The following is a 21,032-nucleotide window of genomic DNA, read 5'->3' on the forward strand; positions in this document are numbered from 1 at the left end:
GGACATGGCTGAAGACGTGGGCGAGGGCACGGACACCGGATGCGGCTGCCGGTGGGTGCAAACCGTGAAAGCCTCACCTTTCAGCGCCCGTCAGGCAAACGATTTTCCGGATCACGGCAAAGATCGCGCCTGAATGCGTACGGCGGTCCGTCGCACGGTCATCGCGCTGTTCGGCCGATGCGAGCATGGGGCGCATGCCTGTCGCCGCCCTGACACGCGCCGCGGTCGCCGCGGCGACCTGCGCCGCGCTGCTCGTTCCCCTGGCCGCCTGCGGATCCACGGGCGTCGAGGCCCGCCCCGACGGGAGACGGACGGTCACCGACGGCGCCACGAGTTCCCCCTCGGCCCGGCCCGGGGCCCGTCCCAGCAGATTCGACCGTGTCCCCGGCGTCGGTGACCGGACCCACCGGCGTATTCCGTCCGCCGCCCGCCAGGTCGTCGCGGTGTACGGGGACCACGCCGATTCCGCCGACGCGACGGTCGTGCTGTACACCAAGGACGGGACCGGCTGGCGCAAGGCAAGGAGCTGGCCCGCGCACAACGGACGGAAGGGCTGGACCCCCGATCACCGGGAGGACGACAAGCGCAGCCCGGTGGGGGTCTTCTCGCTGTCCGACGCGGGCGGAGTGCTGCCCGACCCCGGGGCGAAACTGCCGTACACGCGGTCGGCGGCGTTCCAGGCGCCCCGCCACTGGGCCGAGCGCTACTGGAACGACTTCGACTACGTCATAGCCATCGACTACAACCGGGTCAGGGGTGTCCCGCCGAACGATCCGGTACGGCCGCAGGGCGGGTCGAAGGGCGGGAGCATCTGGTTCCACCTGGACCACGGCGGCGGCACATCGGGATGTGTGAGCCTGTCGCGGTCCGGGATGGAGTATCTGCTGCGCACCCTCGACCCCGAACTGCGACCTGTCGTGGTGATGGGGGACAAGGCGCGACTGCGGACATAGCCGCGGTTCCCCTGGCCGCTTCGCCCTTCCGTTCCGGAGGCGGCCGCAGACGCGCACCGCCCCCGGCTGTACGGAACGAGAGACCGCTCACGAACCTTCCGGACGTGTGGCGCGCTCCAGCTCCAGCAGGACCGAGTAGTAGCTGCGGCCCGTCGCATGGTCCATGCCGACCTCGCACATCCGGTTCGCCGACAGATGGGCGTCGAAGTGACGGGAGGTCACGGCCGCGGCCTCCTTGCGGGTCGCGGACTCCGTGAGCTCCTTGTGCAGCATCCCGCGGTCGCCCGCGAAGGCGCAGCACCCGGCGTCGTCCGGCACCACCACCTCGTCGGCGCACACCTCCGCGACCGCGCGGAGCTGCTCCTCGTCACCGAGGTGACGCATGGAGCAGGTGGGATGCAGCACCGCGGAGTCGATGGTCCGGTGGACGGTGAGCCCCGGCAGAAGTTCCTCGGCCGCCCAGACGATGGAGTCGACGACGGTCAGTTCCTGGTGCAGCCGCTTGTTCTCCGGGGTGAGATAGGGGACGACCTCGTGGGCGATGCCGAGCGTGCAGGAGGACGCGTCCACCACCAGCGGGAGCCTGCCGCCGTTCGTCCAGGCCCAGGCCGCCTCCACGATCCTGTTGGCCATGACCGCGTTCCCGGAGTCGTAGCCCTTGGAGTGCCAGATGGTGGCGCAGCACGTCCCGGACACATCGTCAGGGATCCATACCGGCTTCCCGGCGCGGGCGGACACCGCCACCACGGCCTCCGGCAGCGACGGCCCCTCCCGGCCCTCGGGGCCGCCGAAGATGCGGTTGACGCAGGCCGGGTAGTAGACGGCGGTGGCGTCCGCGCGCGCGGTGCGGGGCAGTCCGCGCGGTGCCGCGCCGGGCACTACGGGCAGCCACTCCGGTACGAGGTCGGGTCGTACCGCCTTGCGTGCCGTGCGGGTGACAGCTGTCAGCAGCCGGTCGCTGACGCGGTCCGCGGCGGCCACGGCGAGTCGGGCCGACGCCTCGACGGCTTTGAAGTTCTTGGCGGTGAAGGCGGCGACCCGCTCCTCGCGCGGGGAGTGCCGGGCGTGCCGGAAGTCCTTCATCATCGCCCCGGTGTCGATGCCCACCGGGCAGGCCAGCTTGCACGTCGAGTCACCGGCGCAGGTGTCGACGGCGTCGTAGCCGTAGGCGTCGAGCAGCTCTTCCTCGACGTCGGAACCGGCGGGCTGTCGCATCATCTCGCGCCGCAGCACGATCCGCTGACGGGGTGTGGTGGTGACGTCCTGGCTGGGACAGGTGGGTTCGCAGAAGCCGCACTCGATGCACGGATCGGCGATCAGTTCGATCCGGGGGATCGTCTTGAGGCCCCGCAGGTGGGCCCGGGGGTCCCGGTCCAGGACGATACGGGGGGCGAGGACACCGTCCGGGTCGATGAGTTCCTTGATCCGCCACATCAGTGCCGTCGCGGTGGGGCCCCACTCCAGCTCCAGGAAGGGCGCGATATTGCGTCCGGTGGCGTGCTCGGCCTTGAGCGAGCCGTCGAAGCGTTCGACCGTCAGTCGGCAGAACTCGTCCATGAACGCGGCGTACCGGTCGACGTCCTCGGGTCTGCCCGCGTCGAAGGCGAGCAGGAAGTGGAGATTGCCGTGGGCCGCGTGGCCGGCGACCGCGGCGTCGAAGCCGTGCCGGGTCTGGAGCTCGATCAGCGCCTCGCACGCGTCCGCGAGCCGCGACGGCGGAACGGCGAAGTCCTCAGTGATCAGCGTCGTGCCGGAGGGCCGTGAGCCGCCGACGGCGGTGACGAACGCCTTGCGGGCCTTCCAGTAGCCGCTGATCGTCCTCGTGTCCCGGGTGAAGGCGTTGGTCACCGAGGCAACCGGTGCGACGAGGTCCAGCCGCGACATGGAGGCCTGTGCGGCCTCCTCGTACGCTTCCTGTCCCGCGAGGTCCGCGGCGCGGAACTCCACCAGCAGCGCGGCCGTCGACCGCGGCAGGTCGGCCCAGTCCGACGGGACCCCCTGCACACTGACCGAGGCCCGGAGCGTGTTGCCGTCCATCAGCTCCACGGCGAGGGCTCCGGCCGCGTTGAACACCGGCACGGCCGCGGCCGCCGCGGTGAGGGAGGGGAAGAAGAGCAGGGCGGTGGTGATCCGCCGGTCCAGGGGGAGGGTGTCGAAGACGATGTCGGAGATGAATCCGAACGTGCCCTCGGAACCCACCATGAGGCCCCTCATGATCTGCACGGGGGTCGCTCCGTCGAGGAACGCGTCGAGACGGTAGCCGTTGGTGTTCTTGATCTCGTACTTCGCCCTGATCCGGGCGACCAGCTCCGGGTCGGCCTCGATCTCCGCCTTGAGGGCCAGCAGCCCCTCGCACAGGGCGGGTTCCGCGTGGGCGAGCGCGGCGTCGGCCCCGGGGTCGGCGGTGTCGACCACGGTGCCGGACGGCAGGACGAAGGTGAGGGAGGCGACCGTGCGGTAGGAGTTGCGGGTGGTGCCCGCGGTCATTCCGGACGCGTTGTTGGCGACGACGCCCCCGACGGTGCAGGCGATCGCGCTCGCCGGGTCGGGGCCGAGCACTCTTCCGTGGCGGGCGAGGGCCGCGTTGACGCGGACGACCGTCGTCCCGGGGCCGACCCGGACCCGCGCGCCCTCGTCCAGCACCTGCACGCCCGCCCAGTGCTGACGGACGTCGACGAGGATGTCCTCGCCCTGGGCCTGACCGTTCAGCGAGGTGCCCGCCGCCCGGAACACGACCTCACGGCCCTTGCCGCGCGCGTACGACAGCACGGCGGAGATGTCGTCGAGATCCTCGGCGACGACCACGACCTGCGGCATGAAGCGGTAGGGGCTGGCGTCCGACGCGTAGCGGACCAGGTCGGAGACCCCTGTCAGGACCTTGTCCTCGCCGAGCAGGGCCACGAGGTCACCGCGCAGCGGCTCCGGAGTGCCCGGGGAGCGATCGTCCCGTACCCGGTCCGGTGCCGGGGCCGCGGGGCGTGACGTGGGGCGAAGGATGTCCGGATCAGGCTCCAACAGGGGCATTGTTCCTCCTCGTTCCTTGTGCTCGCTTGTGCCCACTCGAACACACGGCTACGGGGCGTCGCGCACCGGGGCCGTCTTCATGATCGCCGCGGCCCGTCCGTGATCGCTTCAGACCCTCGCCCTCCGCACTCGGACCCCGCGCGCACCCTTGCCCGGCCCGCCGCGCACCCCTGCCCGGCCTCGTGCCGATCCATGCCTTGGCCTTGCCGCCCGGGTGGTCGGGCCGTGCTCCGGACGCCTCGGAGCGGGCCCCGCAGGTGGCTGGGAGGGGCTGGGCATGGGATGGGGGGAGACGGTCAGGCGGGCGCCGTGCGGTCAGGCGCAGCCCTCCGGATGCTCGGCGGGAGCGGGTGTACTGCTGGGGGACCCGGCGTCCTCGGGGGGCCGGGCGTACTCGTCCCGGGCGGTCGGCCTGGTGGCGTCCATGCCGTCGACCAGTGTCGAGAGCAGCCCGCCGAGGGTCTCGCGCTGCTCGGGGCCGAGCGGGGCGAGGATGTCGTCGGCCGCGGAGCGGCGGGCGCGGCGCAGCTCCTCCAGGGTCCGCCATCCGGCGTCGGTCATCTCGATACGGATCACCCGCCGGTTCGTCGGGTCGGGCGCCCGGCGGACCCGGCCGCCCGCCTCCAGCCCGTCGACCAGGGTCGTCACGGCCCGGGGCACGACCTCCAGGCGCTCGGCGAGATCGGCCATCCGGGGCGGTGAGGCGTACAGCGCCAGGGTCCTCAGCAGGCGCGACTGCGCGGGAGTGATCCCGACCCCGTTGGCCTCCATGTGCCGCTTCTGGATGCGGTGTACGCGACGGGTCAGCCGCAGCAACTGCTCGGCGAGGATGCCGTCGGCGTCCGGGGTGTTCATATCGGGAACAATACCAGGGCATAATTCATTGTGAGTGTAGGTAACTATGAACTATGCTCGCCTGAGCGGGTCCGCTGTGGTGACCGCTCGGGTGCGGCGCGTACCGCGCCTGACCGTCGACGACCACCCGTCGAGCACCGTCCGACCCGCCTCGAAGTCCGCTCCCGTAGGAGGCTCATGCCCGCCGACACGATCCCCAGGACGCCGCCCGGCCCTGACCCCGGACAGCCGCGCCAGCTGCGCCGTATCGTCCGGCTCTTCCGCCCCTACAGCGGCAAGCTCGCGGTCGTCGGGCTGCTGGTGTGCGCGGCCTCCCTGGTGTCGGTGGTCACCCCGTTCCTGCTGAAGGCCGCTCTCGACACCGCGATCCCCCAGGGGCGCACGGGGCTGCTGACCCTGCTCGCGCTCGGCATGATCCTCAGCGCTGTCGTGGTCAGCGCCTTCGGAGTGCTCCAGACCCTGATCTCCACCACCGTCGGTCAGCGGGTGATGCACGATCTGCGCACAGCCGTGTACGCGCGCCTCCAGGGCATGTCCCTGGCGTTCTTCACCCGCACCCGGACCGGCGAGGTCCAGTCCCGGATCGCCAACGACATCGGAGGGATGCAGGCGACCGTCACCTCGACGGCGACGTCCCTCGTGTCCAATCTGACCAGCGTCATCGCCACCTTCGTCGCCATGCTCGCGCTGGACTGGCGGCTCACCGTGGTCTCCCTGCTCCTGCTGCCCGTCTTCGTCTGGATCAGCCGCCGGGTCGGGCGTGAGCGCAAACGGATCGCCACCCAGCGGCAGAAGCAGATGGCCGTGATGGCCGCCACCGTCACCGAGTCCCTGTCCGTCAGCGGCATCCTCCTGGGCCGCACCATGGGCCGCACCGACTCCCTCACCAAGAGCTTCGCCCGGGAGTCCGAAGGGCTCGTCGATCTTGAGGTGCGGTCCAACATGGCGGGCCGCTGGCGGATGTCCGTCATCACCATGGTCATGTCCGCCATGCCCGCGGTCCTGTACTGGACGGCGGGCATGGCCGCCGCGGGCGGCGGTCCCGCGGTCTCCATCGGCACGCTCGTCGCCTTCGTCTCGCTCCAGCAGGGGCTGTTCCGGCCGACCGTCGGTCTGCTGTCGACGGGGGTCGACATCCAGACCTCGCTCGCCCTGTTCCAGCGGATCTTCGAGTACCTCGACCTGCCCGCCGACATCACCGAGGCGGCCGACCCCGTGCGCCTGGACCGGGTCAAGGGCGAGGTGGCCTTCGAGGGGGTGGAGTTCCTGTACGACGACCCGAGCGGCGCCGTGCTCGACGGCATCGACATCAGGGTTCCCGCCGGGGGGAGCCTCGCCGTCGTCGGTGCGACCGGAGCGGGGAAGTCCACACTCGGTCACCTGGTGCCTCGGCTGTACGACGTGACGGGCGGCCGCGTCACCATCGACGGTGTCGATGTACGGGAACTCGCCTTCGACACCCTCGCGCGGGCCGTCGGCGTGGTCTCCCAGGAGACCTATCTGTTCCACGCGTCGGTCGCGGAGAATCTGCGGTTCGCCAAGCCGGACGCCACGGACGCCGAGCTCGTGGCCGCCACCCGCGCGGCGCAGATCCACGAGCACATCGCGGCCCTGCCCGACGGCTACGACACCGTCGTCGGGGAGCGCGGGTACCGGTTCTCCGGAGGGGAGAAGCAGCGGCTCGCCATCGCGCGCACCATCCTGCGCGACCCTCCGGTGCTGGTCCTGGACGAGGCGACCAGCGCCCTCGACACCCGGACCGAGGGGGCGGTGCAGCAAGCGCTCGACGCGCTGTCCGCCGATCGCACCACCATCACCATCGCCCACCGGCTCTCCACCGTCCGCGACGCCGATCAGATCCTTGTCCTGGAAGCGGGTCGGGTGGCCGAGCTGGGCACGCACGACGAACTGCTCGAACGGGACGGGCGTTACGCCGCCCTGGTGCACCGGGACGCCGTATTGGAGCCGACAAGATGAAGATATGCCAGGATTACCGTAGATGTCGGGTTAGCGTGCCCTCATGCAGACCAAGACTCCGGGTCGGAGCCCGATCAGGCTGACGCGCCGGGGCCGGATCGCCCTCGTCACGACCGGCGCGGTCGTCGTGGGCGCGGCCGTCGCCGTACCGCTGATGTTCTCGGACGAGAAGCCCGAGGAGCCCGCGTCCTTGACCGTCCCCGAGGGCTGGCGCGCCGGCCAGGTCTACTCGGCCGTCGACAAGGCGCTCGCCCTGCCCGCCGGGACGACCAAGAAGTCCGTGCCCAAGGCGCGGCTCAAGCTGCCCGCCGACGCACAGGGCAACCCCGAGGGATATCTGTTCCCGGCGACGTATCCGATCACCGACAAGTCGACGCCCGCATCCGTGCTGTCGTTCATGGTGAACACGGCGAACAAGCGGTTCGCCACCGCGCCGGTCGCGGCGGGTGCCAACGCGGACACCCGGAACCTGTACCAGACCGTCACGATCGCGAGCATCGTCCAGGCCGAGGCCGACAACAAGGCCGACATGGGCAAGGTGGCCCGCGTCATCCACAACCGCCTCGCCCAGGGCATGCCGTTGCAGATGGACTCCACGATCAACTACGCGCTGAACCGCAGCACGCTGAACACCAGTCAGAGCGACACACAGCTGGACAGCCCCTACAACACATACTCCCGGATGGGCCTGCCGCCCACTCCGATCGCCGGGCCCGGTGACGACGCCATGCGCGCGGCGACGCGTCCGACAGCGGGGGAGTGGCTGTACTTCGTGACCGTGAAGCCGGGCGACACCCGGTTCACCGCGCAGTACGAAGAGCATCAACGCAATGTCGACGAGTTCAACCAGAACAACCGCTCCGGTTCACCGACGCCCAGCGGTTCGCCCGCCGGGTGATCGCGTGCGGTCGGGCCGGTGTGGCCGGTCCGGCGTCGGCCCGGCACCCGCTCACGCGCTCCGCGCCGCCCGGCCTGATCCACTCGGGCCTGATTCGCTCCGGCCCGGAGGGTCATCGACTCCGGCGTGCGAGGGCCCGAATCCCCACGGCCCCGCTTGCCCAGGTCCGGTGGTGCCGCCCTCCGTGCTCCGCCGCCCGTTCTTCGTGGATCACACCGGGACGAGTTCACCGGACAGCAGCCGTCTGATGTCCCGGACGGCCGCACGGCCCGCGCGGTTCGCTCCGATCGTGCTGGCCGAGGGCCCGTAGCCGACCATATGCACCCGGGGGTCGGCGATGGCCCGGGTCCCGTCGATACGGATGCCGCCGCCGGGCTCCCGCAACTTCAGCGGCGCGAGATGGTCGATGACCGGACGAAAGCCTGTCGCCCACAGGATGACATCGGCCTCGACGCTCCGTCCGTCCTCCCAGACCGCTCCGTCCGGGGTGATCCGGTCGAACATCGGCAGCCGGTCGAGAACCCCGTCGGCGCGGGCCTGCCGCACCGCGTCGGTGAGCGGCAGCCCCGTCACGGACACCACGCTCCGGGGAGGCAGACCCGCCCGGACCCGCTCCTCCACCAGGGCCACCGCCGATCGCCCCGCACCCTCGTCGAAAGGGCCCTCGACGAACACCGGGGGCCGCCGGGTCACCCAGTACGTGGCGGCGGCGTACGGCGCGATCTCCATCAGATGCTGGGTGCCGGACGCCCCGCCGCCCACCACGAGCACGCGCAGCCCGGCGAACTGCTCCGGCCCCTGGTAGCGCGCCGTGTGCAACTGCTGCCCGCGGAATTCCTCCTGCCCCGGGTAGCGCGGCCAGAAGGGCCGGTCCCAGGTCCCGGTCGCGTTGATCAGTGCCCTGGTCGCCCAGGTACCCGCCGAGGTCTCGACGAGCAGTCGGCCGTCATCGCCGTCCCGGACCGTCCGTACATCGACCGGACGCCGGACCCGGAGATCGAAGGTGCTCTCGTAGGAGGCGAAGTACTCCCCGATGACCTCCGAGGAAGGCCGCGCGGGGTCGGCGCCGGTCAGTTCCATACCGGGCAGCGCGTGCATGCCGTGCACCTTGCCGTACGTCAGGCTGGGCCAGCGGAACTGCCAGGCGCCGCCCGGGCGCGGGGAATGATCGAGGACCACGAAATCCCGCTCCGGCTCCAAGCCCGTGCGGCGCAGATGGTAGGCGCTGGACAGGCCCGCCTGCCCGGCGCCGATCACCACGACGTCCATGAGCCCGTCGGCGGACGGGCCGCCACCACTGAGATCCCCGAATTCGTTCACGCTTCTACTAACCTGGGGGGTGTGCTGGATCTTCCCGGCCTCGGCCCCGGCGTCCTGGTGCGGCCCCCGACCGACCGACCCGTCACCCTGGTCCCGGCCCAGGTTCGGGCCCTGGCCCCGGCCCCGGCTCAGGTTCGGGGCCGGGGATGACGCGACCCGGTCGGCGACGCCCGCGGTACCCACCCCTGACGCCCTGACGCCCTGACGCCCTGACGCCCTCATGCCCTGGCGCCGAGGCGCCGCTCACGCTGCCGGGACCCCTGACTCCGCTTGCGCCCCCGGCGCCGCCTACGCCCCGGCCGCTGCCGCAGGCGGCAGCAGTCCCCGCCCCGCCAGCACCGGGATCACGCCCTCGCCGAACCAGTACGCCTCTTCCAGATGCGGATAGCCGGAGAACACGAAGTGTTCGACACCCAGCGCGTGATACTCCTCGATCCGGTCGGCGACCTCCGTATGGCTGCCGACCAGCGCCGTGCCCGCCCCGCCGCGTACGAGACCCACGCCCGCCCACAGGTTGGGCGCGATCTCCAGGCCCTCCCGCGTTCCGCCGTGCAGCGCCAGCATGCGCTGCTGGCCGACCGACTCACTGCGGCCCAGGGCTTCCTGAGCCGTGGCGACCGTCCCGGCGTCGAGCTCGTCGAGCAACCGCCGGGCGGTGGCCCAGGCCTCGGCGGACGAATCACGCGAGATCGTGTGCAGACGGATACCGAACCGGACCGTCCGCCCTTCCCGCTCGGCGAGCCCCCGGATCCACTCGATCTTCTCCTTGACCTGCTGAGGCGGCTCGCCCCAGGTCAGATACACATCCGCGTGCCGGGCCGCGACCGGTCCGGCCGCGGCCGACGATCCGCCGAAGAAGATCTCGGGCAGCGGATCGGGCGGCAAGGCGGTCAGCCCGCCCTCCACGTGGTAGTGGTCACCGCGGAAGTCGTACGGTTCGCCGCGCCATACCCCGCGGACGACCGTCAGGAACTCGTCGGTTCGGGCATAGCGGCGATCGTGGTCCAGATGATCACCGTAACGGCGCTGTTCGGCTCCGTCGCCACCCGTGACGACGTTCAGCAGCAGCCGTCCGCGGGTGATGCGCTGATAGGTGGCCGCCATCTGCGCGGCGAGCACCGGGGACACGACACCGGGACGGAACGCGACGAGGAACTTCAGCCGTTCGGTGTGCTGGGACAGGGCCACCGTGGTCAGCCAGGAGTCCTCGCACCACGTTCCCGTGGGCGTCAGCGCTCCCTCGAAACCGACCTGCTCCGCGGCCTTCGCGATCTGCGTCAGATACGCGATATCGGGTGCCCGGACACCACTCGCGGGGCCGGTACGGGAGTGGTTGACCCCGCCGTCGGCGTAGACGTGGCGGTCCACCAGGGTGCGGCCGTCGCCCCCGGTCGGCAGGAACCAGTGGAGATGCACGGTCATGCTGGGAACTCCCGGGAGTGGTGCGGAGGGACGACGGCCGGTGACGGACCTCGGCGACGGCCGGGAGCACCCGTGCCCTCGTCCAGTTGCTCGCGAAGACGCGCCCGCAGGACGGCGAATCGGGGGTCGGAGGTGTCGTGGGGGCGTCCGGGGCCGATCCCGGTCTCGTGCGCGATGACCCCGGCCGACATCACGAGCACCCGGTCGGCCAGGAGCACCGCTTCGTCCACGTCGCGTGTGGCGAGGAGAACCGCGTGGCCGTGCCGTCGCCACTGCTCGCCGATGTGGTGCCGTGCGGCGCCGGTCGGTGCGTTGCGGGCGGCGAAGGGCTCGTCCAGCAACAGGAGTTCGGGTTCACGGCGCTGCGCCCCCGCGGGCCGCGTATGCCGCTGAGCGGCTGCGGGGGACACGAACTCGGTCCAGGTGCAGATGGCCCGCTCCGGTCGGGTCGCCGGTCGGGCCCAGTCGGACGGTACCGACGCGGAGGGTATCCGGTGGGACTGCGTGTGGGAGGGGCGGCCGGGGGACGTCTGTGGCCGAAGGCGGCGCCTGATCCTCGTCCACGGTCCGGGGCGCGGGGTCACGAGGGACACGGCCCTGCCGCGGGTGACGAGGACGGTTCCCTGGATCTCGCGGTCGAGACCGGCGAGTACGCGGAGCAGGGTGGACTTGCCGCACCCCTTGGGACCGAGCAGGGCGACGACCTCACCGGGACGGACGTCGAGATCGAGCCCGTCGATCACCGGCCGTCCGTCGAAGCGGCGGGTCAGTCCCTCGACATGGACCACGGGATGGCCCGACACGACCGGCGAGAAAGGTGTGACGGTTCGGGAACTCTGTGTGATGGATGGCGCGTTGTCCTGGACGGAAGGCTTGGCGAGCCCTCCGGCGGTCGGGGAATGATCAGGCGCGGCGGCCCGCGTCACCTTCGACGGGATCGCTGCCCGGTGGGGACCGGTCGCCATGGCAGCAGCCTTTCGAGCGTACGGACGACGAGACCGGCGAGGACGCCGGGAGGGGAGTCGAACGAGGGGGGGTGGGAGCCGTGCCCGTGAGGGCCTGCGGCTGAGGCGAATGCCGGTCGTACGGGGCCTTGTCCGCCCTGTCCGAGTCGTATCCGCCCTGTCCGGCGATACCTCCGTGCCTGCCTGCCCTGGGCGACGACTCAATGGCGCCCGGTCGAGCGGACCGGGGCGGGCGTACTCGATATCGCCGGATTCGCGCCGACCTTGCCGCTGCGAGCGGCCGTCCACACCGTGACGTCCCGGTGGCCCCGTCGGATCAGGATCAGACCCCGGAAGGTCGGACACTTGAACGAACGATCATGAGTGGGCATGCGGCGAGACGGAAGAAACAGGAGGGAGGATCCGGGATACCCGAAGCGTTACGCCCGGACTTTCCGCGTACGGTCATCGGCCGGAACGACCGGGTCAAGAGTGCGTCCGGGATCAGGGGTGCGTCAGCGATCCCTGCGACACGCGGCGGACGCCACCCGCAGCAGGTCGATGTGACCACGCGTGGTGAGCAGGACTGAACGCGACATGCGGCAGAACGTAGTCAGTCCGTCGCCGCAGGGTCAACGTCGTCTCGAAAGGCGGACCGCGTGTATCGGCCTACGGGTACGCCGGGGATGCCCCAGGGGAGAAGGCGTCCGATGGCTGCGCCACGACCGGGAGGCCGACCGGTCACAGATCACTGACCAGGGGTTTCGTCGCATCCGATCAGTGTTCGGTATCGGTTCGTCAAGGCTTCCCCGCCGCCGGGCGCGGACGCGGGGATCGGGCCGGATGACGGTGGGTGCCCATGCGAGGCGTGGGGCGGCTGAGCGAGGATGGAAACATGCCCGACACCTTCACCACACGCGTCCTCGACCTCAGCACCGGCTCCAGCGAATCCGTCACGGACATCACCGACGCCTGCGCGTCCTTCCTGAACGACGTCGCGGCGGGCCGTGACGGTCTGCTCAATGTGTTCGTCCCGCACGCGACCGCCGGGGTGGCCGTCATCGAGACGGGCTCGGGCAGTGACGACGATCTGCTGGCCATCCTGCATCAGTTGCTCCCGGCGGACGAGCGCTGGCAGCACCGGCACGGCAGCCCGGGGCACGGCCGTGACCATGTCCTCCCGGCGATCGTCGCCCCGCACGCCACGCTGCCGGTGCTCGCGGGCCGACTGGAGTTGGGTACCTGGCAGTCGGTCTGTCTGGTGGACACCAACAAGGACAACCCGCGCCGACAGGTTCGGCTGAGCTTCCTCGGCTGACCGGCACCGTCCTGACAGAACCGGGCCGTCCTGACTGACCCGGGCCGTCCTGACCGACCGGAGCCATGCGGGAGCGCCCGCCCCGCCCCGGTCGCCGCCCGCCCGGGTCGCCTGGCCGGCTCGGGTCGCCCGGCCGGTGTCGCCCGGCCGCGCGACCGCCTCGCCGGGGTGCCGCTCGGCCCGGTGCCGCCCCGGCCGGTGCCGCTCCCGCCAGGGGTGACCCCGCCCTCCCTCGTGTCACCCCGGGCCGGACGACCCGCCCCCGTCGCCCCGCCGGATACGCGTCCCTCCGAGCGGACCGAAGTGATCATGTCGAAGGCGATTCGCCATATGGCCTGTTGTCTGCCTTCGAAACCGCCCCCCATATCGGATCGTTCCTTGTAGGGGCGTTAATGCGGGATTCCCGGATTCGCGGAGCGTTGTCCAGAAACAGATGCCTCGGGAGTTCAAACCGCTCCCCTTGTTTTGCCGGGCGGAGAAGCGGACCGCCGCGCGCTGGGGAATTGATGCCCACTCCCGTCATTGGTGATCGCCCCACACGTCCCGCAGGCCACACGCGGCGCGCCGTAATGCGCGGACAATGGAAAGCGGTTGCCGAGAGCGGGTGGCCCTCCCGTGGTGATGCCCGGGGTCGTCCGGGACGGTGTCCCGGCGTCCCGATGGGCACGCTGGAGGGCCTCAACGGGGCCTGTTCGTAGCCGAGTTGTGCGCGTTCGGGGCCCTCGCGCCCACCTGTGCCGGGGGCCCTGGAATCTCTCATATTCACAGGTCAAAGGGCATATGGCCGTCGGCGAGGTGCCCATGGGTGGTGACCGAACGGTGAAGTGACTACCAAAGCTTGAACACGAATTGCACACATCACCTCTCCATGCCGCCTTCGATGGTCTAGATTGACCGTGCTTCAGATGTTCGGACACGAGAAGAACAATGTTGATCTCCAGGTCCGGCGCTATGGACAGCAGGCATTCGCGTCCCGGCGTCAGGCATGGAGTGATCAATTCTCGGGACCCGCGAGGGGGGTCTTGGGTGCGGGGAGCACCCGAGGTTTCAACGGGTTCCCGCGCACTTCGGAGAGATTCTGGCAGGACAGGCGAGTCCGCTGCCGCCAGGTGGGTCGTTCAAACAGCGCTGAAACAGCAGGCGTGTCACGCGTGGGGGGCGAGGCCTCCCGGGGGAGGAACAGCGCGGTCCGGGAGGCGGGGGCTTCCGGGGAGATCAGTGTGAGGCGAACACATCGAACCGCTGGCGATCTGGGGGGTTCTGTGCAGCAGGGGGAATTAGTCAACCCGTTTCCGTCGGCGCGCGGGCGTCTGGCGAACGGGCCCATCACCCAACCCGCGATCCACTGGGAGGAGCGGTACCGACGTACCGTGATCACCAGCGACACCGTGGCCACCGCCTTCGTGGTGGGGGCGATCGGGAACTTCTTCGGGGCCCGGGACGCGGCCAACTGGCATGAGAAGTGGGGAATCCTCGCTTTCAGCACCGAACTGCTGGTGCTGGCAGCGCTCACCGTGAGCCGGGCATGGGCTCCGGCCGTGCTCGGACAAGGGGCCGAGGAGTTCCGCCGGCTCGGACGTTCGCTGTTCACGGCGGCCGTCGTGCTGGCGCTCGGCGGAATCGCCCTCACCTCGCGCAACATCAAGCTCTGGATCTTCGTCGCGGTCCCGGCGATCGCGCTCGTCACCATGACAGCGCGGTATCTGCTGCGCCTCTGGCTGCACAAACAGCGGAAGGAAGGCCGCTGCCTGCGACCGGTGCTCGCCGCCGGGAGCCTGCTCACCGTGCGCGACCTGATCAGCCGGGCCCGCAAGTTCCCGCATCTCGGCTGGCGGGTGGACGCGGTGTGCACGACGGACGGGCACGGTCTCGACGGTGACCACCTGGACGGAGTGCCGGTCGTCGGCCGGCTCGCGGATGTGGCCGACCATGTCCGCCGCGACGGCTACCGTGTCGTCGCGGTCACACCGGACCCGCACTGGTCACCCGACCGGCTGCAACGGCTGGCGTGGAACCTCGAAGGCAGCGACGCCGAGATGGTCGTGGCCCCCGTACTGATGGAGGTGGCCGGCCCGCGGCTGCATGTCGACGCGGTGCTCGGCATACCACTGCTGAGGGTCAGCATGCCGACCTTCACCGGGGGCAGCCGGGCGGTCAAGGAAGTCGTCGACCGGATGGGCGCGGCGATCCTGCTGATGCTGTTCGCGCCGCTGATGGTGCTCGTCGGGCTGCTCGTGTCGATGGACAGCCGCGGCGGGGCGTTCTACCGCCAGCGCCGGGTCGGCAAGGGCGGCCGCGAGTTCACCATTCTCAAGTTCCGCACCATGGTCACCGGGGCCGACCGGGCACGCGACCAGCTGGCCGACCGCAACGAGGGCGCCGGTCTGCTGTTCAAGCTCCGCCGGGATCCCCGGGTGACCCGGGTGGGAGCGGTGTTGCGCCGCTACTCGCTCGACGAGCTTCCGCAGCTCTTCAATGTGCTGACCGGATCGATGTCGCTCGTCGGCCCACGGCCTCCGCTGCCGGAGGAGTCCGCGGAATACGGCCCGGACATCCGGCGGCGGCTGCTCGTCAAGCCCGGACTCACCGGTCTGTGGCAGATAAGCGGACGCAGCGACCTGCCGTGGGAGGAGGCGGTCCGGCTGGATCTGCGGTACGTGGAGGACTGGTCGCTCGCCCTGGACACCGTGATCTTGTGGAAGACGCTGCGTGCGGTGCTCTACGGGCAAGGGGCGTACTGATGCGCGGGAGCCGTCGACCGGCGAGCGCGTGGACCGCAGGCCGGGAGGGCCTGTCCGGATGGAGGGAGGGGTCATGAGGATCAGCGTTTTCGGGCTCGGCTACGTGGGCTGTGTGTCGGCCGCGTGCCTGGCGAGTATGGGGCACGAGGTCATCGGGGTGGACGTGAACCAGGTGAAGGTCGACCTGGTCAACGACGGCAAGGCCCCGGTCGTCGAGGAGCGGATCGGCGAGCTCATCGCCGAGGTCGTGCGGACCGGCGCGTTACGCGCCACCCGCGACGTCCGCGAAGCGATCATGGAAAGCGAGGTGTCACTGGTCTGCGTGGGCACGCCGTCGGAGCCCAACGGCAGTCTGTGCACCACCTATCTGGAGCGGGTCACCGAGCAGATCGGCGCCGTACTGGCCGAACGGGCCGGCGGGCGGCACACCGTCGTGTTCCGCAGCACCATGCTCCCGGGTACCTGTCTGAACCTGCTGGTACCGATCCTGGAGAAGTCCGTCAGCGGCACCGCCGGGGTGGACTTCGGGGTCGCGGTCAACCCGGAGTTCCTGCGTGAGGGCACCAGTGTGCGGGACTTCTTCGACCCGCCCAAGACCGTCATCGGCGAGCTCGACCCGGCGAGCGGCGACGCGGTGCTGGCGCTGTACGACGGCTTGCCCGGCGAGGTGTTCCGGGTGCCGCTCCCGACGGCCGAGGCGATCAAGTACGCGGACAACGCGTTCCACGGCCTCAAGGTCGGCTTCGCGAACGAGCTGGGCGCGGTGTACCAGGCGCTCGGGGTGGACTCGCACCAGGTCATGGATGTGTTCCTGGCCGACCGCAAACTGAACATCAGCCCCGCCTATCTGCGGCCCGGCTTCGCCTTCGGCGGCTCCTGCCTGCCCAAGGACCTGCGCAGCCTGATCCACGCGGCACAGCGGGCCGATGTCTCGGTACCCATCCTCGCCAATGTGCTGCCCTCCAACTCCGCGCATCTGCAACGCGCGGTGGAGATGGTCGAGCGCACCGGCAAACGCCGGGTGGGCCTGTTCGGGCTGTCCTTCAAACCCGGGACCGACGACCTCCGCGAGAGCCCGCTCGTCGAGCTGGCCGAACGGCTCTTCGGCAAGGGCTACGACCTGCGGATCCACGACGCCAATGTGAGCCTCTCCCGGCTGCTCGGCGCGAACCGCGAATACATCGAGACGCGGCTGCCGCATCTCGCGCAGCTGCTCGCCGACTCCGTCGACGAGGTGCTCGACCACGCCGAGGTGTGCCTGGTGGGAACCAGGGACCCGGCCGTGCTGTCGGCGCTGCCGCATGGCGACGGCCCGCTGCTCATCGACCTCATCCACCTTCCCGACGCCGACACGCGCCGGACCGAACCGGGGTACATGGGCCTTGCCTGGTGACATATCGTTCGACGACATATCCGCCGGTGACCGGCCGGTCCGACGCGCGCTGATACTGGTGGAGAACCTGTCGGTGCCGTTCGACCGGCGGGTGTGGCAGGAGTGCAGGACCCTGCGCGACGCGGGCTGGAAGGTGCACGTCATCTGCCCGCAGGGCACCAAGCGGGACACGGAGGCGGAGGCGGAGATCGACGGGGTGTCGATCCACCGCTACCCGTTGCGCGCGGCCACCGGAGGACCGGCCGGCTATCTGCGGGAGTACGGATCGGCGCTGTGGCACACGGCCCGGCTGGCCCGCAAGGTCGGCCCGGTCGACGTCGTCCACGCCTGCAACCCGCCCGACCTGCTGTTCCTTCCGGCGCTGTGGCTGAAACGGCGCGGCGCGCGATTCGTCTTCGACCAGCACGACCTGTCACCCGAGTTGTACCTCTCCCGGTTCGGCCGCGGTGAGGATCTGCTCTACCGCGCCGTGTGCGCGCTGGAACGGATGACCTACCGGACCGCGGACGTCGTGCTCGCCACGAACGAGAGCTACCGGGACGTCGCGATACGCCGTGGCGGCAGGCGGCCGGAGGATGTCTTCGTGGTGCGCAGCGCGCCCGAGACCGACCGGTTCCAGCCGGTACCGCCCGAGCCGGAGCTCAAGCGCGGCAAGCCTCATCTGCTGTGCTACCTCGGGGTCATGGGCCCGCAGGACGGCGTCGACTACGCCTTGCGGGCCCTCGCGAAACTGCGCGACGAGCTCGGCCGGACCGACTGGCACGCCGTGTTCGTCGGCGCCGGTGACGCCTTCGACGCGATGGTCGAGCTGTCCCGGCGGCTCGGGCTCTCCGAGCAGGTGCAGTTCACCGGGCGCATACCCGACGCCGACCTGGTGCGCTATCTGTCCACCGCGGACGTGTGCCTCTCCCCCGATCCGCGCAATCCGCTCAACGACGTGTCGACCATGAACAAGGTCCTGGAGTACATGGCGATGGGCCGGCCGATCGTCTCGTTCGACCTCCGGGAGGCGCGGGTCTCCGCCGGTGACGCCGCCCTCTACGCGCCCGCCAACGACGAGGCCGAGTTCGCGCGGCTCGTCGCGCTGCTGCTGGACGACCCGGAGCAGCGGGCCGGTATGGGCAAGACCGGCCAGGAGCGGATCGGCGGGGAGCTCGCCTGGCGGAACTCGCAGGTGTCGCTGCTCGCCGCCTACGCCGCTGCCGTCCGGGGCCGTGCCCCGGTGTCGGCGGACGGCCGGATTCGCGCCGGGAAGAGGCCGCGCCGTTGAGCGATGAGTCGATACGCCTGGTCACGATCGGGCGGATTCTCCGTCGGCGCCGACGGCTCCTCTCCCTGCTCGCCGTGGTGGGCGCGCTCGTCGGTTACGGCACCTCGGTACTGTTCCCGCCGCGCTACACCGCGTCGGCTTCGGTACTGCTGCCGGGGCAGTGGGAGGAACGCGAGCTGCTGACCCAGGTGAACATCGCGACCAGTTCGGCGGTGGTCGACCGGGTGGCCGCCACGCTCGGCCGGCCGGGCGTCAACGGCGGAGACCTGCGCGACCGGGTCAGCGCCAAGGCCGCCGACGGGAACATCATCACGATCTCAGGAACGGCCGAGACCCCGGAGCGCGCGCAGCGGCTCTCCGACCGGACGGCCCAGCAACTCGTCACCTTCGCCGCGCGGATCGCGGGCGACAGCAGCGACCCCGAAGCGGCCACGGGGCCCGAGGCCCTGCGGCAGAAGGTGGTGCAGACCGACCGCCGTATCACCGAACTGGCCAACGCGACCGACGCGGGGCAGAGCGTGGAGAGCGTGCAGGCCCGTACCGCGCTCGAAAAGCTGCGCACCGCGCTGGAGGAGGCCATGAAGAAGCTCGACCAGGCCGACCCGGCGACCAGCAAGGCCGGCATGGTCGTCATGGGGCCCGCGGCCCGGCCGACCGGCCAGGCGCCCCCGACGAGGACACAGCTCGTCGTCGCCGGGGCGCTGGTGTTCCTCCTGCTCGCGGTGATCGGCCATCTCGCCGCCGCACGGATGAACCGCCGACCGCGCACCGAACCGGAGATCGCCGCGGCCCTGGGCTCGGCGCTGCTGGGCAGGGTCGACGTGCCCGGCGAACGGCCCGCGCACCGGCCCGAGGCCGGTGGCCGGATGAACCGCGTCCGCCGGTTGCTGGGCGTCGACACCCCGTGGGACGTACCGACCCCGCAGCTGTCCGGCGACGAGGCAGGAAGGCAGATCCGCTACCAGCGGGTGTGCGCCCGCCTCCGGGACCGGCTGCCGGCCCCCCGGCGGCTGCTGGTCGTCGTACCCGAGGGCGACGGGACCGCCCTCCGGGCCGCCGGGCAGCTGGTCGCCCTCGCCGGGAACGATCCTGCGCCCAGCTCCTCCAGCAGGGGAAACCCCGCGCTGCGGGTGGTCGAGGTCCCGGTGTCCCGGCCGATGGTGCCGGACAGCGGCGCCGAGTCCGGTGCGCTGGTCGTGCTCAGCGCGGGCAGCTGGACCGCGGGGGAGCTCGCCGGTCTCGCCGGGGCGTGCGCGGACGGCGGGCACGAGGTCGTCGGCATCGTCGTCGCCGACACGGTCCGGGCCCGTCCGACGCCGTCCGACGGGGATCCTCCGGACCACGCCCCCGCGGCGCTCGCGGCGCACGGCAACGCGACGGGGGAGTCGGTGTGACGACGAGCACGACCACGGAGCCGTCGGCGGCGGCTCCGCTGCTGGACCTGCACGCGCTCGTGGTGGCGGTACGCAGACGCCGCCGCCTCTGGTCCTCCCTGGCGCTCCTGGGGCTGCTGGCAGGCGGGGCGGTGGCGGTCCTGCTGCCGCCGGCCCCGACCGCCGTGACCAAGGTGCTGGTCGCCCACAAGGAGGACCAGCCGAACGACACCGGAACACTGATCCGTACCGATGTCGCGCTGCTCGGGACCACACGGATCGCCGAAAAGGCCCTCAAAGCCCTCAAGTCCCCGGAGAGACCGGAGGACTTCATCCAGGAGTACCGGGGCACCGGCCTGACCAACAACCTGTTGCAGATCGATGTGACCGGTGACAGCGACGCGCAGGCGGTGGCCCGGGCCAAGGCGCTCGCCGACGCGTTCATCGCGGACCATGTCAGCCGGATGCGGGAAGCCGCCAAGGCCGACGCCGAAGCACTGCTCGACCAGCGTGACCGGATGCGGGACGAGCTCGCCCAGGTCAACAAGGCGATCGGGGACCGGTCACCGGAGAGCGACCCGGAAGCGTCGGCGAGCATCGAGTCCCTCTTCGCGCGCCGGGCCGAACTCAACTCACGGATCGCCGACTTCGACCAGCGCGCCGCGCAGGCACGCACCGGCACACCCCGGCTCACCGCCGGCACGCTGATCGTGGACGGTCCGCGCGCGGTGCCGCACTCCCTGCCCAGGGCCGCGGTCACCAACGCCGCGATCGGGCTCGTCCTCGGGCTCGTCCTCGGACTCGCGCTGGCCGCCGTCGGCACGGTGGTGGCGGACCGCCCCGTGCTGCGCCGGGACATCGCGGCGAACCTCGGCGCCTCGGTCGTCGCGGAGCTGCGCCGCCTGCCCCGCCGACCCCTCGTGCCGTGGCAGCGCCGACGGACCCGGGCGGCACACGAACGGCTCACCACGACCCTGGCCCGCACCGTGCGCGGCTCCGCGGAACCGGTGTCGCTGCTGGAACTGGGCTGTGCGCACAGCACGAGCGTGATCGCCTTGAACGTCGCCAGAGCGCTGACGGCCGAGGGGCCGGTGGTCGTCGTCGACGGGCTGCCCGGCACCGGGCTCGCGGGGAGCCGCAAGCCGGACGACCCGGCCGTGGTCAGCGGCGAGGGCGCGGCGGACGTCCCGCATCAGACCCGCAGGATCGGCGTCGGCTCGGTCGCGCCCGGCACGGCGTGGACCGACCTCCAGCACCTCGGCGGCCGGACCGTGCTCGTCGTACGCGCCGGGCACGGCAGCGCCGCGTGGCTGCACACCGTGGCGCGACAGCTCGCGGACCAGCGGATCGCGGTGCTCGGTGTGGTGCTGATCGACCCCGATCCACGGGACCGGACCGACGGCACGCTGTGGGACGGGCTGGACACCGCGCTGCGCGGCCCTTACGAGCGGCCCGCCCGGCACAACGGCACGGGCCTGCCGCACAGGACGGTGCGGTCGGCGGCCGCACTCGTCCCGGACAACGACCAGGAGGCGCGCTAGCAC

Annotated in this window: 16 protein-coding genes; 10 read left to right on the top strand and 6 right to left on the bottom strand. The window is 71.1% G+C overall.

The features are described from left to right. The first annotated feature begins 4 nt into the window (after positions 1–4). On the top strand, positions 5–133 hold the full coding sequence (locus tag AB852_RS41400; RefSeq protein ID WP_266504349.1) for a hypothetical protein: 129 nt from the start codon (positions 5–7) through the stop codon (positions 131–133). A 61-nt stretch (positions 134–194) separates the two neighbouring features. After that, entirely contained in the window at positions 195–953 is a 759-nt protein-coding gene (locus AB852_RS25145; RefSeq protein WP_073792479.1) for a L,D-transpeptidase family protein, read from the top strand. 87 nt (positions 954–1,040) lie between these two features. Here the strand turns inward: AB852_RS25145 and AB852_RS25150 are convergent, their stop codons facing one another. Beyond that, positions 1,041–3,977: an FAD-binding and (Fe-S)-binding domain-containing protein gene (locus tag AB852_RS25150; RefSeq protein WP_073792480.1), complete on the bottom strand. Its 2,937-nt coding sequence runs from the start codon at positions 3,975–3,977 to the stop codon at positions 1,041–1,043. Positions 3,978–4,292: 315 nt separating this feature from the next. Then, complete coding sequence (locus tag AB852_RS25155; RefSeq protein ID WP_079184906.1) at positions 4,293–4,832, bottom strand: MarR family winged helix-turn-helix transcriptional regulator; 540 nt, start codon at positions 4,830–4,832, stop codon at positions 4,293–4,295. 177 nt (positions 4,833–5,009) lie between these two features. On the opposite strand from AB852_RS25155, the gene AB852_RS25160 reads away from it, so the two are divergent. Together AB852_RS25160 and mltG are read left to right on the top strand one after the other, a co-directional pair. After that, positions 5,010–6,809, top strand: a complete 1,800-nt coding sequence (locus AB852_RS25160) for an ABC transporter ATP-binding protein (protein WP_073792481.1) — start codon at positions 5,010–5,012, stop codon at positions 6,807–6,809. 43 nt (positions 6,810–6,852) lie between these two features. Next, the gene (gene mltG, locus AB852_RS25165) at positions 6,853–7,707 is read left to right on the top strand and encodes an endolytic transglycosylase MltG (protein ID WP_073792482.1); all 855 of its coding nucleotides are present in this window, start codon (positions 6,853–6,855) and stop codon (positions 7,705–7,707) included. 210 nt (positions 7,708–7,917) lie between these two features. Here the strand turns inward: mltG and AB852_RS25170 are convergent, their stop codons facing one another. From AB852_RS25170 to AB852_RS41675, 4 genes are all read right to left on the bottom strand, one after another. After that, complete coding sequence (locus AB852_RS25170; RefSeq protein WP_073792707.1) at positions 7,918–8,976, bottom strand: NAD(P)-binding domain-containing protein; 1,059 nt, start codon at positions 8,974–8,976, stop codon at positions 7,918–7,920. Positions 8,977–9,315: 339 nt separating this feature from the next. Then, the gene (locus AB852_RS25175; RefSeq protein WP_073792483.1) at positions 9,316–10,449 is read right to left on the bottom strand and encodes an LLM class flavin-dependent oxidoreductase; all 1,134 of its coding nucleotides are present in this window, start codon (positions 10,447–10,449) and stop codon (positions 9,316–9,318) included. After that, positions 10,446–11,252, bottom strand: coding sequence for an ATP-binding cassette domain-containing protein (locus AB852_RS25180; RefSeq protein ID WP_245876907.1), 807 nt, complete (start codon positions 11,250–11,252; stop codon positions 10,446–10,448). Before AB852_RS25180 ends, AB852_RS25175 begins: the two co-directional genes overlap by 4 nt. 656 nt (positions 11,253–11,908) lie before the next feature. Continuing rightward, positions 11,909–11,992, bottom strand: coding sequence for a putative leader peptide (locus AB852_RS41675; RefSeq protein ID WP_353961784.1), 84 nt, complete (start codon positions 11,990–11,992; stop codon positions 11,909–11,911). A gap of 296 nt (positions 11,993–12,288) precedes the next feature. Here AB852_RS41675 and AB852_RS25185 point away from each other — a divergent pair, with 296 nt between their 5' ends. The 6 genes from AB852_RS25185 (at position 12,289) to AB852_RS25210 (ending at position 21,029) form a co-directional block, all read left to right on the top strand. After that, positions 12,289–12,711, top strand: coding sequence for a secondary thiamine-phosphate synthase enzyme YjbQ (locus tag AB852_RS25185; protein WP_073792485.1), 423 nt, complete (start codon positions 12,289–12,291; stop codon positions 12,709–12,711). Between the two features lie 1,262 nt (positions 12,712–13,973). Next, positions 13,974–15,452 carry a sugar transferase gene (locus AB852_RS25190; RefSeq protein WP_073792486.1) on the top strand — a complete coding sequence of 493 codons (1,479 nt, stop codon included), beginning with the start codon at positions 13,974–13,976 and terminating at the stop codon, positions 15,450–15,452. Between the two features lie 73 nt (positions 15,453–15,525). After that, positions 15,526–16,845, top strand: coding sequence for a nucleotide sugar dehydrogenase (locus AB852_RS25195; protein ID WP_073792487.1), 1,320 nt, complete (start codon positions 15,526–15,528; stop codon positions 16,843–16,845). Then, complete coding sequence (locus AB852_RS25200) at positions 16,835–18,115, top strand: glycosyltransferase family 4 protein (protein ID WP_073792488.1); 1,281 nt, start codon at positions 16,835–16,837, stop codon at positions 18,113–18,115. The genes AB852_RS25195 and AB852_RS25200 overlap by 11 nt, the downstream gene beginning before the upstream one ends. Continuing rightward, positions 18,112–19,509, top strand: a complete 1,398-nt coding sequence (locus AB852_RS25205) for a Wzz/FepE/Etk N-terminal domain-containing protein (RefSeq protein ID WP_073792489.1) — start codon at positions 18,112–18,114, stop codon at positions 19,507–19,509. The genes AB852_RS25200 and AB852_RS25205 overlap by 4 nt, the downstream gene beginning before the upstream one ends. Continuing rightward, positions 19,506–21,029: a Wzz/FepE/Etk N-terminal domain-containing protein gene (locus tag AB852_RS25210; protein ID WP_073792490.1), complete on the top strand. Its 1,524-nt coding sequence runs from the start codon at positions 19,506–19,508 to the stop codon at positions 21,027–21,029. Before AB852_RS25205 ends, AB852_RS25210 begins: the two co-directional genes overlap by 4 nt. Positions 21,030–21,032: the final 3 nt, after the last annotated feature.

This window comes from Streptomyces uncialis (genome assembly GCF_001905345.1).
GTDB classification, from domain to species: Bacteria; Actinomycetota; Actinomycetes; order Streptomycetales; family Streptomycetaceae; genus Streptomyces; species Streptomyces uncialis.